The 14,853-nt window shown below is 33.8% G+C and carries 15 protein-coding genes; 3 read left to right on the top strand and 12 right to left on the bottom strand.

Annotated features, from left to right (window positions below; genetic code table 11):
• Window positions 1–120: 120 nt before the first annotated feature.
• Window positions 121–573, bottom strand: coding sequence for a thioredoxin-dependent thiol peroxidase (gene bcp / locus EKL97_RS08595; protein WP_126463396.1), 453 nt, complete (start codon window positions 571–573; stop codon window positions 121–123).
• Window positions 574–650: 77 nt separating this feature from the next.
• On the opposite strand from bcp, the gene EKL97_RS08590 reads away from it, so the two are divergent.
• The gene (locus tag EKL97_RS08590) at window positions 651–1,301 is read left to right on the top strand and encodes an endonuclease III domain-containing protein (RefSeq protein ID WP_126555464.1); all 651 of its coding nucleotides are present in this window, start codon (window positions 651–653) and stop codon (window positions 1,299–1,301) included.
• 287 nt (window positions 1,302–1,588) lie between these two features.
• Here the strand turns inward: EKL97_RS08590 and EKL97_RS08585 are convergent, their stop codons facing one another.
• Together EKL97_RS08585 and EKL97_RS16035 are read right to left on the bottom strand one after the other, a co-directional pair.
• A complete protein-coding gene (locus EKL97_RS08585; protein ID WP_126562083.1) occupies window positions 1,589–2,173 on the bottom strand; it encodes an RNA polymerase sigma factor in 585 nt (194 codons plus the stop codon).
• Window positions 2,174–2,399: 226 nt separating this feature from the next.
• Entirely contained in the window at window positions 2,400–2,735 is a 336-nt protein-coding gene (locus EKL97_RS16035; RefSeq protein ID WP_317125237.1) for a hypothetical protein, read from the bottom strand.
• 224 nt (window positions 2,736–2,959) lie between these two features.
• Between EKL97_RS16035 and uvrA the strand changes: the two genes are divergently transcribed.
• The gene (uvrA, locus tag EKL97_RS08575) at window positions 2,960–5,755 is read left to right on the top strand and encodes an excinuclease ABC subunit UvrA (RefSeq protein WP_126564442.1); all 2,796 of its coding nucleotides are present in this window, start codon (window positions 2,960–2,962) and stop codon (window positions 5,753–5,755) included.
• A 3-nt stretch (window positions 5,756–5,758) separates the two neighbouring features.
• On the opposite strand, the gene EKL97_RS08570 is transcribed toward uvrA, so the two are convergent.
• The 8 genes from EKL97_RS08570 to EKL97_RS08540 all read right to left on the bottom strand — a co-directional run bounded on the left by EKL97_RS08570 (window position 5,759) and on the right by EKL97_RS08540 (window position 12,749).
• The gene (locus tag EKL97_RS08570; RefSeq protein WP_126463404.1) at window positions 5,759–6,058 is read right to left on the bottom strand and encodes a hypothetical protein; all 300 of its coding nucleotides are present in this window, start codon (window positions 6,056–6,058) and stop codon (window positions 5,759–5,761) included.
• A 202-nt stretch (window positions 6,059–6,260) separates the two neighbouring features.
• Window positions 6,261–7,721 (bottom strand): lipopolysaccharide biosynthesis protein, encoded by a 1,461-nt coding sequence (locus EKL97_RS08565; RefSeq protein ID WP_126568651.1) that lies wholly within the window; start codon window positions 7,719–7,721, stop codon window positions 6,261–6,263.
• A gap of 41 nt (window positions 7,722–7,762) precedes the next feature.
• Entirely contained in the window at window positions 7,763–9,052 is a 1,290-nt protein-coding gene (locus EKL97_RS08560; RefSeq protein ID WP_126568650.1) for a glycosyltransferase family 4 protein, read from the bottom strand.
• Between the two features lie 2 nt (window positions 9,053–9,054).
• Window positions 9,055–9,282 (bottom strand): hypothetical protein, encoded by a 228-nt coding sequence (locus EKL97_RS08555; protein ID WP_126463410.1) that lies wholly within the window; start codon window positions 9,280–9,282, stop codon window positions 9,055–9,057.
• Window positions 9,283–9,286: 4 nt separating this feature from the next.
• Window positions 9,287–9,544: a hypothetical protein gene (locus EKL97_RS15825; RefSeq protein ID WP_233588568.1), complete on the bottom strand. Its 258-nt coding sequence runs from the start codon at window positions 9,542–9,544 to the stop codon at window positions 9,287–9,289.
• A gap of 12 nt (window positions 9,545–9,556) precedes the next feature.
• A complete protein-coding gene (locus EKL97_RS15820) occupies window positions 9,557–9,760 on the bottom strand; it encodes a hypothetical protein (RefSeq protein WP_233579320.1) in 204 nt (67 codons plus the stop codon).
• A 235-nt stretch (window positions 9,761–9,995) separates the two neighbouring features.
• Window positions 9,996–12,416: a YfhO family protein gene (locus EKL97_RS08545; protein ID WP_126568649.1), complete on the bottom strand. Its 2,421-nt coding sequence runs from the start codon at window positions 12,414–12,416 to the stop codon at window positions 9,996–9,998.
• 48 nt (window positions 12,417–12,464) lie between these two features.
• Window positions 12,465–12,749, bottom strand: a complete 285-nt coding sequence (locus EKL97_RS08540; RefSeq protein ID WP_126455421.1) for a DUF4834 family protein — start codon at window positions 12,747–12,749, stop codon at window positions 12,465–12,467.
• 123 nt (window positions 12,750–12,872) lie between these two features.
• Between EKL97_RS08540 and EKL97_RS08535 the strand changes: the two genes are divergently transcribed.
• On the top strand, window positions 12,873–13,757 hold the full coding sequence (locus tag EKL97_RS08535) for a transporter (protein WP_199742826.1): 885 nt from the start codon (window positions 12,873–12,875) through the stop codon (window positions 13,755–13,757).
• A 144-nt stretch (window positions 13,758–13,901) separates the two neighbouring features.
• Here EKL97_RS08535 and EKL97_RS08530 read toward each other — a convergent pair whose 3' ends face one another.
• On the bottom strand, window positions 13,902–14,834 hold the full coding sequence (locus EKL97_RS08530) for a peptidylprolyl isomerase (protein ID WP_126455419.1): 933 nt from the start codon (window positions 14,832–14,834) through the stop codon (window positions 13,902–13,904).
• Between the last annotated feature and the right edge of the window lie 19 nt (window positions 14,835–14,853).

Here is a 14,853-nt window from a genome sequence, read left to right as displayed (position 1 = left end):
ATTAAAAACAAAGTCCAGAGCTGGGGTCAATTAAAACCGCAGATCTGGACTTTGTTTATTATTAAAAGTTGGTTTGCATTTATATTTGCAAATGCAATAAAGGATGACACCACGGAATCCTTATTTTAGTATCTGAGCAGCATGCACTTTGGTTTTTACAGCCGAGATAACCTCATCAATAATCCCGTTTTCATCAATTACAAAAGTAGTCCTGTGGATCCCGTCATACTCTTTTCCCATAAATTTCTTGGGACCCCAAACCCCAAAAGCCTGTATCACTGATTTGTCTTCATCTGCAAGTAATGGAAAAGGAAAGTTATACTTTTCCTTAAACTTGGCCTGTGCTTTTTGAACATCGGCACTAACGCCCAGAAGTGCATAATTGTTTGCTTCAAATCGCTCGAAATTATCTCTTAAGTCACAAGCCTCAGCTGTACATCCTGGCGTATTTGCTTTTGGATAAAAGAAAATTACTAATTTTTTACCTGCATAATCTGTTAATTGATGTAATTTTCCATCTTGATCCAGACCTGAAAAATCAGGTGCTTTATCTCCTTTTTTTAATGTTGTCATTATTTTTATTGATTTGAATTTGAATTTTGCTAATGCCGCCGAAATTGTTTTTCTTTACCAATCAAATTTAATAAATAATGAATAAACAGGAACGTGTAATTTTTGTTATAAATACGTTAAAAAAACTATATCCTACGATTCCAATTCCCTTGGATCATAAAGACCCGTATACGTTGCTGATTGCCGTTTTATTATCCGCACAATGTACGGATATTCAAGTAAATAAAATCACTCCTTTACTTTTTGCAAAAGCAGATAATCCGTTTGATATGATCAAAATGTCTGTCGAAGAAATTAAGGAAATCATTCGGCCTTGTGGCTTATCGCCAATGAAATCAAAAGGAATTCATGGTTTATCCCATATATTAATTGACAAACATGGCGGAAAAGTACCTCAGAGTTTTGAATTTCTGGAAGAATTACCCGCGGTAGGACATAAAACGGCCAGTGTCGTGATGTCCCAAGCTTTTGGAGTTCCAGCCTTTCCGGTTGACACACACATTCATCGCTTGATGTACCGATGGAATTTAACCAATGGGAAAAACGTAGTTCAAACAGAGAAAGATGCTAAACGCCTTTTTCCTGAAGCAATTTGGAATGACCTGCATCTTCAAATTATTTGGTACGGAAGAGAATATTCTCCGGCTCGTGGCTGGGATTTAGATCAGGATATTATTACTAAAACTATTGGCCGAAAAACGGTTATTGATACATATTATAAAAAATAAAGTATGCTAAAAAACCGCTGCTTCCAAATGGAATAAGCGGTTTTCTAGTCTTTTACAATCCAAATAAAATAGGAAAGCTGCTATTTCTTGGTCAATTCGATATAATTTCGAAATTTTTATTGTCTATTTTCAGTATGCTTAACGCCTTAGAATAGCTTAATAAAAAAGAAATTGTTTCTTTACTGGGTTTCATTGTTTGAGAAACTAATGATTTTTTTGAGTAAGTTTTTGCCATAGAGTAATACAAATTTGTTTTCTATTACAACGCAGCAAGTTTCAGTATATTGTCAATTAGTCAAAACAATTTGGTGTTTATCAATCACTTTTCTCAAATTCATCAAAGCGTAACGCATTCTCCCTAAGGCGGTATTGATACTCACTCCTGTTGTCTCTGAAATTTCCTTAAAACTCATATCCTGGTACATTCGCATCACCAAAACTTCTTTTTGATCAGCAGGAAGTTCTTCTATTAGTTTTTTTAAATCCAGTTCGACTTGTTCCGATATTATTTTGTTTTCTATGGTCAACGAATCATCGGACATAATTGAGAAAATGGAAAACTCTTCCGTTTCTCTGAACATGGGCATTTTTTTAGTTTTTCGGTAATGATCAACAACCAGATTATGGGAAATACGCATTACCCAAGGTAAAAATTTACCTTCTTCATTATACGAATTTGATTTTAAAGTTTTTATTACTTTGATAAAAGTATCCTGAAAAATGTCTTTGGTAATATCTCTATCCGGAATTTTAGAATATATAAAACCAAAAATTTTTGATTCATGCCTTTTTATCAATTTAGCTAAGGCATCCTCATTACCTGAGATGTATTCCTTTACCAATAATGCGTCAGGGAGTTGTATATTAACCATAATTATACTTTTTAGTTTTTAATTAAAATTGGAGAGTTTTCTCTAAAAAGTAGTTTTGTATATAGGCTAAAGAGTTTTTAGGTTTATTAAAGTTTTCAAATTTAACCAATTATTATTTTAAGATCCAAGTAAAATTAATATAAATTAACAGATGTTCATTGAAATTTGTTAAAATTTTTCTTGTTTTTTCACATTTACAACACAAATAGCATGCCGATGAATACATTCAAGTTGTTTGTAATTTCAAAATATTTAGCAGAATAATCAAATTCGCCAATTTTATTTCTAAAACTCCACTAATTATTCGTTTTTTCCAAAACTGAAATTCCATATAACAACCAGTAAAAGTCTTATTTCCAATCACTTTTACAGAACGAACAATAGTTTCATTTGGTGATGGATACAATTCCCAATTAGATCCATTAAATTCTAATAATCCCTCATTGTTTGCAAAGAAAACATAATGATTTTGATCTTGAGAAATCATCCAGTTTTGATTTCCTGCACCATAAGTAGTAGAGAAATATTTTACAATTGGCGGTAGCTCTTGCGAAAAACACAAAAAGATATTAAAAAAAGAAAAATGTATAATTTTGTTTTCAAAAGTTCTTGTTATTAATTTTTCAAAAATAAAATTAATAATAGTATTTATTTATTGGATTGAAAATATTAAAACGATACAAGAAGAAAAGCACTTTTCAACCGTGCTTTTAATGATTATTTGTGAGTTGTTCATTCCCTTTTCTCTGTTCAAAATTGATTACTTTTGTAAAAATTATCATTTTTATGCAAGTTGACCTTTCGAAACTAGATCCAAAGAAAAATATTATTATAAAAGGAGCGCAAGTACACAACCTAAAAAATGTAGACGTCGCCATTCCCCGCAATAAATTAGTGGTTATCACGGGACTTTCGGGTTCTGGAAAATCAAGCTTGGCTTTTGATACTTTATATGCCGAAGGGCAACGCCGTTACGTAGAAAGTTTATCTTCGTATGCGAGACAATTTCTTGGACGATTGGATAAACCAAAAGTGGAATACATCAAAGGAATTGCTCCGGCAATTGCTATTGAACAAAAGGTGAATACTACCAATGCCCGCTCTACTGTAGGAACCTCAACCGAAATATACGATTATGTAAAATTGCTTTTTGCCAGAATTGGACGCACGTATTCGCCTATTTCTGGTCGGGAAGTCAAAAAAAATAACGTTACCGATGTCGTTACCGATGTCAAAACATTTGCAATAAACAGCAAATGGTTGCTGCTTGCTCCGATTCATCTGGAAGAAGGGCGAAAACTGGAAGACAAACTAAAGGTCCTATTACAGCAAGGTTTTGCCCGAATATTAGTGAATAACGAAATGGTTCGTCTGGACGACTTACCGGATTCACTAGATAAAAAAGAAATATTCTTAATCATTGACCGAATTGTAGTCAATCACGATACTTCCGGAGAAGAAGAATTCTACAATCGTCTTGCTGATGCGGTGCAAACTGCTTTCTTTGAAGGAAAAGGGATCTGCCATTTACAAGAATTAAACGCTGATAAAAAGTATTCCTACTCCAATAATTTTGAGTTGGATGGTATTACATTTCTAGAACCCAACGTTCATTTGTTCAGCTTCAATAATCCGTATGGAGCATGTCCCGTTTGTGAAGGATATGGAAATATTATAGGAATTGATTCCGAATTAGTCGTGCCAAATACCACTTTGTCTGTTTATGAAAACGCAATCTTCCCTTGGCGAGGAGAAAGTATGAGCTGGTTTCGCGACGAATTAGTAAATAATGCCTACAAATTTGATTTTCCAATACACAAACCGTATTATGAGTTGTCTGAGGATCAAAAAGAACTAATTTGGAATGGAAATAGCTACTTTCAAGGGCTGAATGATTTTTTTAAAGAACTGGAAGAAAAAAATTATAAAATTCAAAACAGAGTAATGCTTTCGCGCTATCGAGGCAAAACCAAATGCCATTCCTGCAAAGGAAAACGCTTGAGAGTAGAAGCTTCCTATGTGAAAATAAACGCAAAAACGGTTTCTGATTTAGTTGATTTACCGATTAAACATCTGGTAACCTTTTTCGAAAACATTGATTTAGATGTGTATGAAAAGCAAATTGCGAAGCGATTAATGGTTGAAATCAACAACCGTCTATCGTTTTTAACCGAAGTAGGATTAGACTACCTTACATTAAACAGAAATTCTGCAACACTTTCTGGAGGTGAATCACAACGCATCAACTTAGCCACTTCATTAGGGAGCAGCTTAGTGGGTTCAATGTATATCTTGGATGAACCCAGTATTGGTTTACATCCAAAAGATACGGAACGTTTGATAAAAGTATTGTTATCGTTACGCGATTTAGGCAATACGGTCATTGTGGTAGAACACGATGAGGATATCATGAAAGCCGCTGATATGATTATTGATATAGGTCCGGAAGCAGGAACTTTAGGCGGGCATTTAGTCGCGCAGGGAACCTATGATGAAATACTAAAATCTACTTCACTTACAGCAAAATATCTAAACGGTGATTTAGAAATTACCGTCCCTAAAAAACGAAGACTTTTCAAGAATTTTATAGACATAAAAGGAGCACGAGAAAATAATTTACAAAATATTGATGTTACTTTTCCACTGGATGTATTAACGGTTATTACAGGAGTTTCTGGAAGTGGAAAAAGTACGCTTGTTAAGAAAATCCTTTTTCCGGCCATGCAAAAAAAGTTGGAAAACGCAGGTGAAAAAGCAGGACAATTTACTGAAATGACCGGTTCTTTTGCTCAAATTAAACACATAGAATACGTAGATCAAAACCCAATAGGAAGAAGTTCCCGTTCTAATCCGGTGACGTATATCAAGGCGTATGATGATATCCGAGAATTGTATGCTAAACAAAAACTATCAACGATTAGAGGCTATCAAGCCAAACATTTTTCTTTTAATGTTGATGGAGGGAGATGTGAAACATGTAAAGGGGAAGGTGCTATCAACGTAGAAATGGTTTTTATGGCTGATGTACAATTACCTTGTGAAACCTGCAACGGGAAACGATTCAAAAAAGAAGTACTGGAAGTCGCTTTTGAAGGTAAAAACATTCACGATATACTAACGATGACAATCGATGATGCTATTGCCTTTTTTATAGCAAATAAACAGACTAAAATTACTCAAAAATTACAGCCTTTGCAAGATGTGGGATTGGGATATGTTCAATTAGGCCAATCATCTTCTACTCTGTCCGGAGGCGAAGCCCAACGAATAAAACTGGCTTCATTCTTAGTGAAAGGAGCTACAAAAGACAAAGCCTTATTTGTTTTTGACGAACCTACAACGGGACTGCACTTTCATGACATCAAAAAATTATTAGCGTCTTTCGATGCATTGATTGATAAAGGACATTCAATTATTGTTATTGAACACAACCTTGATTTAATAAAATGTGCGGATTGGATTATTGATTTGGGGCCTGAGGGCGGGGAAAATGGCGGGAAATTATTGGCGGTAGGAACTCCGGAACAAGTTGTTAAAATAAAAGAATCTGTTACGGGAAAATATTTGAAAGATAAATTATAAATATTATCCCATATAACATTTCTCTTCAAAAGTATTTCCATCTTCATCAATAGCTACAAGTATTTTTTTAGCTTTTGAGGAAACCTGTGTAATATAAATCCAGGCGATGGACCACAGTCCTAATGTAATGCAACAGATACAAAAATTAAAAAGATGATCTACTTTTTTTCTTTTTTTCAATAAAATAGCGAAGGGCAACTTGTCGTTTCGTTCCAACACTATAAATCCATGGTTGGTTTTATTTTCCAGGATGGAGGAAAACTTTATAAAATTCTCCTCGGTTATACTTGTATTGCTTTTCATATTATTTCAGATAATTTATCTCTAATTTTTTTACTAGTAGTGACAAAATGACGTTTACAAAAATAATGGCAATTTTAGAACTTCACAATACCCACTTTTAGTGATATTTTGCATTTCTATTTTTTATTAAATATAAAAATAATAATTATAAATACATGAAAATAAGTGACTTAATACGTAACAATCCGAAAATAAATAATATTTAGGTGAATTTTTTTACAACCAGATTCAGAGCTTCGTTTATCTCTATTGAAATAACAAACTTGTAATTAATATAAATATATAAAACGGCTACTAAAATAGATTTTAATCCTATGCTTATGATTGGATGAAAAGGAAATTCCCAGAAATAAAACATCAAGAACAATACAAAAGTTATCGCAAGAGAATATAATGTCTGTATTGTAAACGGATACAAGTGCATACGCTTGACTACAAAAAGCAGTTTAGCCAAACTATACAGTGTTATTGATAACAAAGTAGCTACTGCAGTTCCTGTTATAGCATATCTTGGTATAAAAAACATATTCAGTCCTATTGTTAGAAAAACAAGTAATAAACCTAAAAACAAGACCATACGGTAGTATTTTGAATTAAAAATAATAGCATTATTATTTCCTAAAATCAAATCAAAATATTTAGAAATCCCTATCAAAAATACCACTAGAATTCCTCCACTATACTCTTTTGGAACCATTACATACAACTGGTTGATATTGACAAAAATACACAGCATTACAAAACCACCTACAACTTGCAAATTAATTGAAGTCTTTTTGTACAAATCATTTAATTCATCCTGTTTATTCTCATGCATTAACTTAGCCGTTATGGGATATGTAATTTGATGCATCGCCCTACTGGGAACTGCTATGACGGATGCAATATAAGTAGCAACGGAATAATAGGCTATATTCTCAATTTTAATGTATTGATTCAGCATAATTTTATCAATATCCAACAACATAACCGCAACACTACCTGATAAAATAATGAAAAAAGTATATACTAAAACATCTTTCACATTTTGAGGAATGGAAAACTGAAATACAGGTTTTTTTATTCGGAAAGCATAAAACATCGTTATAGCAAAAGCCAGAAAATAAATAATAGCAGTAACATAAATAAATTGTACCACTGTAATCCATTTATAATAGACTCCAATCAAAGCAAATAAAGAAAATAATCTTAGCCCTACCTCTTTCACAAAATTTCCAAAAACCGAATGCATGTGCACTCTGGCCCAAGCATAAAAGATCTCGAAATAAGCCATACTAAGTCCTATAAATGGAATAAGCCATAAATAATCCTTGACTACAGGATTTTCTTTGCTCAAGTATAATGAAATAGGTTCAAAAAAGAATAATCCAATCAATACTAAAGGGATACACAACAAGAAAGGAATTAGTACAGTAAACGAGAGAAACTGAGAGCGTTCTTCTTCTGTTTTATACTGAGTATAAAACTTCACCAACGTATTTTGCATACCAAAAGCCAATAAAGGCATAATGATATTTGCCCAAGAAAGAATGTAGTTTGTTAAGGCATAAAATACTGTTCCTAAAAAAAACGGATACAAATAAAGTGTATTTATTGCCCCAATACCAAAACCAAAATAGGTAATTATTGTATTCTTTAAAGATTGATTTAATACTATTCCCATTTCTTTATCATTGCGAGACACAAAGCAATCTCACTTTTAATTTATATTTTATTAAGCAGTTCAACCAATTCTTTTGTAAGATTTTTTCTGGAATAACGCTGTAATCCAACTCCATTTACTTGCAATTCACCTTCCAAAAACTGATTATAAAAGTCCAAAATTACACTTTTAAGTTTCATTTTCTCCGAATAATCAAAAAATATGCCTGTGTTGGTAGTGGTAATAATTTCGGCAAAATCAGAACCTTTGGGACCAATTGCAATAATTGGACGGCTGGAAACCATATATTCAAATAATTTTCCAGGGATAATGCTTTTAGTCTCTTGAGAATTAATTTCGACAAGCAACAAAACCTGGGATTTTCTTTGATGTGCAATCGCTTCTGCATGCGAAACATATCCCAAATTATTCAAATAGGAATTTAACCCGAATTGCGTCATAGTTTCCAAAACTTCTTGACTGACTGCTCCGATTAGCTTTATTTCTACATGCGATTTGAACTCCGGAATCTCATTAATTAATTCAACCAAACTCTCCCATAAAATCAGAGGATTTCTCTCGGAAAGAAAAGAACCAATGTGCGCCAAAGAAAATTTAGAATCTAACACTTGTTTTTCGACTTGCTCCATATCATACCCATTGGTAATTACCGCAATGGGCTTATTTGTAATCGCTACAAATTCAGTTTTAGTAGTTTTACTCGTGACTATAATGGTATCGGCTGTATTCAAAACCTGGTGTTCTAGTGCTTTGTGTTTTTTAGCAGCAAAACTCGACAATCGCAAGGATTTGTGATAACCAATAGTGGTCCATGGATCCCTGAAATCAGCAAACCATTTTAAATCTAATTTCTGTTTTAATTCCATTCCAATAAGATGCAGACTGTGCGGTGGTCCGGAAGTAACTATGGTATCAATATTGTTTTCTACAATATATTTCTCCAGATAAGCAACTGATGGTTTTACCCAAAAAACACGTGCATCTGGAATAAAAAGATTCCCGCGAATCCAAAGAAACGTTTTATCCAGAAAAGATTGTTTTTTTTGATTTGGAATAATCCCGGAACTGATTTTTTGGGTTTTGTTTTTCGAAAGAAACGAAGCCAGTTGATACGGTTCAAAAATTTTCTGTTTCAGAATAATGGTCTTATCCGAAACTTCTTTAACCAAGTTTTCATCAACAATAGGATAAGTTGGATTCTCCGGAATATACACAATCGGCTGAATGCCAAAATCTGGCAAATACTTAACAAACTTTAGCCAACGTTGTACCCCAGGTCCTCCAGCCGGTGGCCAATAATAGGTAATTATTAAAATTTTTTTTGGTTCCAAGTTTAGGATTTTGTTGTAATTGATTTTAAATCCGTAAAAAACAAAGTACTGTTTTGATACAATCCTTTTGAAATAATGTAAAAAGCCGGTAAAGCGGGGATTACTGAATAATATTTAAATTTGTCAGGTATAAATAAGTAAATACCAAACAATACTCCAAAAATAAAACCTAATAAAAAAAGTAACAACAATATTTGTTGAAACGATTTTAAACCGAATAATTCTATCATAATTTTAATAAATATTTTTGTTATTTAGTTTCTCCAACTCTTCAATATCTAGTTGATCTTTAAGTCTATTAGCTGCTTTTTTGGAAATAATCAAATTATCATAATCAATAAAAAACACTGGAATTCCATCTATATCTATGATATTTGCTTTTTCTAAAAGTACTACAAAAGGCTGATTTTCTAAACCTTTAACAGAAGTCATAATATCCAATCTAAAATTAATATTTAGAGTGAAATCTGTCCGTCCCGGAATAAATTGCATTGTATTAATACTTTAAAAATCACCTAAACCAATTTGTTTGATCGCATTTCTTAAATTTCCACGATTAGCAATCGTATCTTCAATGAAAATATCAATATCTCCTGTGTTTCTTCCGTAGCCGTAAATATTTACTGCAAATCCACCGATAGTTAAATAGTTTACCTTGTTTTCTGACAAGTACTTCCAAACATCTATTATTTGTTTATGCATATTCATTTCAAATTATTTTGATTTTGAATATTTCTTTGCTGCCTTTAATAAGCAAGATATTTCGATTATTGCCATCAGTTTTTCAAAACGTTGCTGATAAGTCAATCCTCTTGTTTCCTCAACATATCTAGCCTCCTTTACTGTTGATGTTCGTGATTTAATTTGACTTTACCCATTGCATTAAAAATTTAGAATGTATTCGAAATTTATTAGATCAAATTTACAAATAAATATCAGACAGCTAACGCCTTTTTTTTCTTTCAAAATAAATCCCACCAATCAAAAGCAACAACATTCCTATGGAACTTACCAACGTAATCGTGCTTCCGGTTTTTATAACTTGAGGTTCAAACTTGAATTCTATTTTGTGTTGCCCCCCTGGAAGAACTAGTGCTCTCAATACATAATCAACAGGGAAATGAACTGTTTTTACGCCATCAACATAGGCATTCCATCCCTTTTCATAATATATTTCAGAGAAAACTGCCAAAGCATATTTAGTATTATTAGCAGTATATTTAAGATAATTGGGTTTGTAAACGTCTAATTGAATGGTTCCACTGGTATCCCATCTCCTTTTCAATCCAACATTTCTAAACTTAGATCCATGCTCATGCCGGTTAAATATTGCGACATCTTTAGTATCTAGTTGTCCTAAAGATTTCATCTCATCATCAGGGGTATTAACTACTTTCACACTGCTTACAAACCAGGCATTCCCATTGGCATTTGGGTTCGAAGTTGGAAATTCTTTTCCTTCCTTATCCGTCTGAATTACATACTTGACATTTAGCATGTTTAGGATTTCCATATTATTATTGGCAATTTGATAATCAAATAATTGTTGCATTCTTCGCGGCTTCACGGCACTGTAGCCACCAATTGATTTATGAAAATAAGAAGCACGTGCGCTGGACAAGTTTCCACTTACTTCAAAAACTCTGTAATGAGTTGTATCCTTGAGAATTTCAACATCGGAAGCTGTTTCCTGAAATGGGACTTCCACTTCCCTGCCGCTGACAAAATCTTTTCCTGACACATAATTTTTATCAACAAAAAACAAATCAAAAACCATCAATAAGCCTACAAGTATAATAGCGGTTTTCTGAGCAAACCTATCTTTAATAAACAACCATAAAATACCCGCTGTAATTACTATCAAGAAACCAGATCGCAATAAATCAGCACTATACAAACTCATTCGGTCCTGTTTTAAGGCATTAACAAAGTCAGGTCCGTAACTTTGTTGATAATACGCATCATTACCTCCAGAGAAACTAAACATACTTTTACTAAAAAACAAGATCAGTATTAATCCCAGCCCTAAAACACCGGTCTCCATTACGGCTTTCTTTTGTAGTTTTTTGTCCAATGTAAAGAAAGACTGCAATCCCATAATAGCCAGAACAGGAAAACACAATTCAAGAATAACTTGTATGGAGGAAACTGCTCTAAATTTATTGTACATAGGAATATAGTCAATAAAAAAATCAGTCACTAAAGGAAGATTCTTCCCCCATGAAAGTATCAAAGCAACTACAGCTCCAGAAAGGAATACATATTTTATTTTGCGTGTATCAATAAACAAGGCCATAATAGCCAAAAAGAAAACCACTATACCAATGTATGCGGGAGCAGCAACTATGGGTTGATCTCCCCAATAGGTTGGCATTCCTGAAACAAAATCAGTTGCCTGATCTTCTGGTACGCCCTTGCCCACCATTAGTTCAAACATATTACTGTCTTTTCCTACTGCCTCATTATTTGAGCCTCCAAAAAGTCGGGGCGCTATCAGATTAAAACTTTCCATAATTCCATAACTGTATTCCGTTATGTACTCATACGTCAAGGCGCTATTACTATCCTTTTTTGAACCATCAGGATTAAAGGTTAATTCACTTTTCCCTCGAGTACTAAAATCTGCATATTCGGCAGTAGCTAATAAATTAGTCGCATTGGTGCCAATAGCAAATATTCCCGCAACCGCAAGTATTCCAAATGAATACAGTAGCGATTTATAGTCTTTTTCTTTTACTTGCCGGTACACAAAATATATAGAAAGAATCAATAAGAAAATCAATAAATAATAGGTCATCTGGAAGTGATTCGCATTGATTTCTAATGCTGTCGCAAAAAGCGTAATCAAACCTCCAAGAATATATTTTTTTTGAAACACCAAAATAAATCCAGCAATAACCAGTGGCATATACGCAATAGCGTGTGCTTTAGCATTATGACCAACACCGAGAATAATAATCAGATATGTAGATAAACCAAAGGCCAATGCTCCAAAAAAGGCTTTTAAGGGATCCACTTTTAATACCAGCATCAAACCATAAAATCCAAGAAAATATAAAAACAAATAATCCGCAGGACGCGGTAAAAATCGCAATACATCATCTATTGCCCCAATGTAATCGTGAGGATATTTGGCTCCTAGTTGATAGGTTGGCATACCTCCAAATGCAGAATTAGTCCAATACGGCTCCACATCATTGGTGGCTCTAAAGTCATTTTGCTCTTTGGCCATTCCTGTATATTGCACAATATCAGACTGGAAAATTTGCTTTCCTTGTAACACAGGATAAAAATATAGCAGAGAAATCACAACAAAACCAAGTATGGCTAAGGCGTGTGGATAGAACTTATTTATTATTTTCAATGTAAAATGGTTTGGATTATAGTAAAAATGATGCTAATAATGACAAATTTAATCTATTTCTTCGTAATCTACATAATCGCCCACTTTTTTGGTTTCGCGTGGGTTTTTAGTATTTGCTGTTGTGTAAAGAACTTCTTCCTCCTTAGATTGCGTTTTTTGCCACGTATTCTCTTGTGCATACTGCTGTTGCTTCTGCATGTTTTCGCCTGCTTTCTGCACTACTTTTTTTACTAATAATGGCAGAAATAATTTAGCCAAAAATCTAAAAATATAATAGAAAGCAATCATATAAAAAAGTGCTTTTATAAAACCCGTAAATGAAGCTGTTTGCATATAAGTGTAATTTTTTCCAAAATTAATAAATCAACTGTTCAAAATTAAACTATCTCTCTTAAATAAATAATAAAATATAGTACATTTGAAAAGCGTTGTTACTTTTTAACTAAAAAAAATAAGATGTCCAAAATCAAAATCTTACTAATTGTAGCTCTCTCAATGATTCCAAGTATTCATTATGGGCAACATACGGATCAAATCAATTCGAACAGACCGGGTGAAACCATGTCGGCTTTTGCTGTTGGAAAGTCTGTTATCCAAATAGAAACTGGTGTTTACGGGATCAAACAAAACCATCGTTTATTGAACTATGATGCAAACGGTTTTGGGATTGATGCCACATTGCGATGGGGATTATTCATGGAAAAGCTGGAATTGATAGCCGATATACAATACCAAAACGAACTGTACACTTCTTTATTCAACAAAAGCAATCGTGCAGACTTCAAGCAAACGGTTCTGGGAGCTAAATATTTAGTGTATGATCCTTTCCGTAATTATGAAAAAAAAACAAACCTCTACAGCTGGAAAGCCAATCGCAGTTTTGACTGGCACCAACTAATACCTGCTGTATCTGTGTTTGCAGGAGCTAATTTTACAATGGCAGACAATCCGTATTCTTTTTCCACTGAATCCGGTATATCTCCAAAAATTATGTTGATTACCCAAAATCATTTAGGTGATGGCAGGTGGGTTTTTGTAACGAATATCATTGCTGACTATATTACAACTGATTTCCCGAGTTATGGCTACGTGCTAACTTTGACTAGAGGGTTTAATGACAAATGGTCCGGATTTGTAGAAAATCAGGGGTTCAAAAGTGATTTTTACAGCGATGCAATTGTTCGTGGTGGCGCTGCTTATTTGTTAAATAAAGACATGCAAATTGATGCCTCAATAAGTACAAGTCTTAAAGATACTCCATCTGCACTGTATGGAGGTATTGGTTTTTCCTGGCGCTATGATGCCAATTACCAAGAAGTAAGAATAAATATTGACAATTAAGTATTCCGATAAAAAAGCCTTAAAAATAAGCGAAAAAATATAAAAATAAGTACAGTAAAATAAGCGGTATAAAAGAATCCCAAAACTTTCGTTTTGGGATTCTTTGTATTTGTCTTTTCTAGTCGCTGAAAAGAGTACTAAAAACTATTTTACTTCCATCAATTCTACATCAAAAATCAAAGTAGCATTTGGCGGAATTGCTCCTCCGGCACCACGAGATCCATACCCTAAATGAGATGGAATCACAAAACGTGCTTTGTCACCTACACGCAACAAGGCAATTCCTTCATCCCAACCCTCAATAACCTGACCTTGCCCCAATCTAAATTCGATTGGTTTTTTTCTTGGATAAGAGGAATCAAACACTTTTCCATTCTCTAATGAACCTTCATAGTGAACAGCAACGGTTTTTCCGCTTTCTGCTTTTTTACCTTCTCCTCTTTGGATGAATTGGTAACGCAGTCCACTTTCTGTTTTTTCAAAACCCGCAGCTAATTTTTCCATCGCAGCTTCAGCATCAGCTTTCAAAGTGGCATCCCGTTTGTTCCGTGATCCCTTAAAGCTAATAAAAGCTTCAATTGCATTCCAATTTTTAGCTTCATCTCCTACTCTAACGATCTCTAAAGTCTCTAAAACATCGCCTTGAGCGATAGCATCAACGACATCCTGACCTTCAACTACATGACCAAAAACAGTATGCTTATTATCCAGCCATTCCGTAGGAATGTGTGTAATGTAAAATTGAGAACCATTCGTTCCTGGTCCTGAATTGGCCATCGCCAAAACACCCGGACGATCATGTTTTAGACTTGGATGAAACTCATCATCAAATTTGTACCCTGGATCTCCAGTTCCTGTTCCTTGTGGACAACCGCCTTGTACCATAAAATCAGGAATTACTCTGTGAAATTTTAATCCATTATAAAACTTAACTCCTTGTGGTTTAACTTTATTTTCTAAGTTCCCTTCTGCTAATCCTACAAAGTTCCCAACTGTACCAGGAGTCAAATCGTGCGTTAGTTTTACTAAAACAGCCCCTTTTGTGGTGTTGAACTTAGCATATATTCCGTTTTCCATTGCTTTTTAATTTTTATTG

Source organism: Flavobacterium sp. LS1P28 (genome assembly GCF_003970335.1).
In the GTDB taxonomy this organism is placed as follows: Bacteria; Bacteroidota; Bacteroidia; order Flavobacteriales; family Flavobacteriaceae; genus Flavobacterium.
This window is presented reverse-complemented; position numbering and strand designations above follow the sequence as displayed.

Bases quoted from the DNA above. Each gene is read 5' to 3' on its own strand.
- bcp (WP_126463396.1), bottom strand. From the start codon at position 573: ATGACAACATTAAAAAAAGGAGATAAAGCACCTGATTTTTCAGGTCTG.
- EKL97_RS08590 (WP_126555464.1), top strand. From the start codon at position 651: ATGAATAAACAGGAACGTGTAATTTTTGTTATAAATACGTTAAAAAAA.
- EKL97_RS08585 (WP_126562083.1), bottom strand. From the start codon at position 2,173: ATGGTTAATATACAACTCCCTGACGCATTATTGGTAAAGGAATACATC.
- uvrA (WP_126564442.1), top strand. From the start codon at position 2,960: ATGCAAGTTGACCTTTCGAAACTAGATCCAAAGAAAAATATTATTATA.
- EKL97_RS08570 (WP_126463404.1), bottom strand. From the start codon at position 6,058: ATGAAAAGCAATACAAGTATAACCGAGGAGAATTTTATAAAGTTTTCC.
- EKL97_RS08565 (WP_126568651.1), bottom strand. From the start codon at position 7,721: ATGGGAATAGTATTAAATCAATCTTTAAAGAATACAATAATTACCTAT.
- EKL97_RS08555 (WP_126463410.1), bottom strand. From the start codon at position 9,282: ATGATAGAATTATTCGGTTTAAAATCGTTTCAACAAATATTGTTGTTA.
- EKL97_RS15825 (WP_233588568.1), bottom strand. From the start codon at position 9,544: ATGCAATTTATTCCGGGACGGACAGATTTCACTCTAAATATTAATTTT.
- EKL97_RS15820 (WP_233579320.1), bottom strand. From the start codon at position 9,760: ATGAATATGCATAAACAAATAATAGATGTTTGGAAGTACTTGTCAGAA.
- EKL97_RS08540 (WP_126455421.1), bottom strand. From the start codon at position 12,749: ATGCAAACAGCTTCATTTACGGGTTTTATAAAAGCACTTTTTTATATG.
- EKL97_RS08535 (WP_199742826.1), top strand. From the start codon at position 12,873: ATGTCCAAAATCAAAATCTTACTAATTGTAGCTCTCTCAATGATTCCA.
- EKL97_RS08530 (WP_126455419.1), bottom strand. From the start codon at position 14,834: ATGGAAAACGGAATATATGCTAAGTTCAACACCACAAAAGGGGCTGTT.